The sequence below is a fragment of the Pseudocitrobacter sp. 73 genome, from assembly GCF_008369545.1.
GTDB classification, from domain to species: domain Bacteria; phylum Pseudomonadota; class Gammaproteobacteria; order Enterobacterales; family Enterobacteriaceae; genus Pseudocitrobacter; species Pseudocitrobacter vendiensis.
In genome coordinates this window covers 1-855 of record NZ_VTZO01000064.1, presented here as the reverse complement: position 1 = coordinate 855, position 855 = coordinate 1, and the positions used below count along the sequence as shown (strand labels likewise).

Here is an 855-nt window from a genome sequence, read left to right as displayed (position 1 = left end):
ACGGATTGCGAAACGCAGACCGTCGTCCATCGCGATCGGGTGGATCAGGGTAACAACCATTTTGATGTTGTCGCCCGGCATTACCATCTCTACGCCTTCCGGCAGTTCAATGGTGCCAGTCACGTCAGTAGTACGGAAGTAGAACTGCGGACGGTAGCCTTTGAAGAACGGAGTATGACGGCCGCCTTCATCTTTGGACAGGATATAAACTTCAGATTCGAATTTGGTGTGCGGCTTGATAGAACCCGGCTTAGCCAGTACCTGACCACGTTCGATTTCTTCACGTTTGATACCACGCAGCAGAACACCAACGTTCTCACCAGCACGGCCTTCGTCCAGCAGTTTGCGGAACATTTCAACGCCAGTACAGGTAGACTTCGCAGTCTCTTTGATACCAACGATTTCAACTTCTTCACCAACTTTGATGATACCGCGTTCTACACGACCGGTAACAACGGTACCACGACCGGAGATGGAGAATACGTCTTCGATCGGCAGCAGGAACGGCTTGTCGATAGCACGTTCTGGTTCCGGGATGTAAGAATCCAGGAAGCCAGCCAGTTCGATGATTTTCGCTTCCCACTCTGCTTCGCCTTCCAGCGCTTTCAGAGCAGAACCACGAACGATCGGCGTGTCGTCGCCCGGGAAGTCGTACTGAGACAGAAGTTCACGAACTTCCATTTCTACCAGTTCCAGCAGCTCTTCGTCATCAACCATGTCGCATTTGTTCAGGAACACGATGATGTACGGAACGCCTACCTGACGACCCAGCAGGATGTGCTCACGAGTCTGCGGCATCGGGCCGTCAGTCGCAGCAACAACCAGGATCGCGCCGTCCATCTGCGCAGCACCGGT

At 53.3% G+C, this 855-nt stretch carries 1 protein-coding gene; it reads right to left on the bottom strand.

Features of this window, described 5'->3' with window-relative positions:
• Window positions 1-855: elongation factor Tu (gene tuf / locus F0Q32_RS25555; RefSeq protein ID WP_149465159.1), on the bottom strand; the 855-nt coding region annotated here is incomplete at both ends.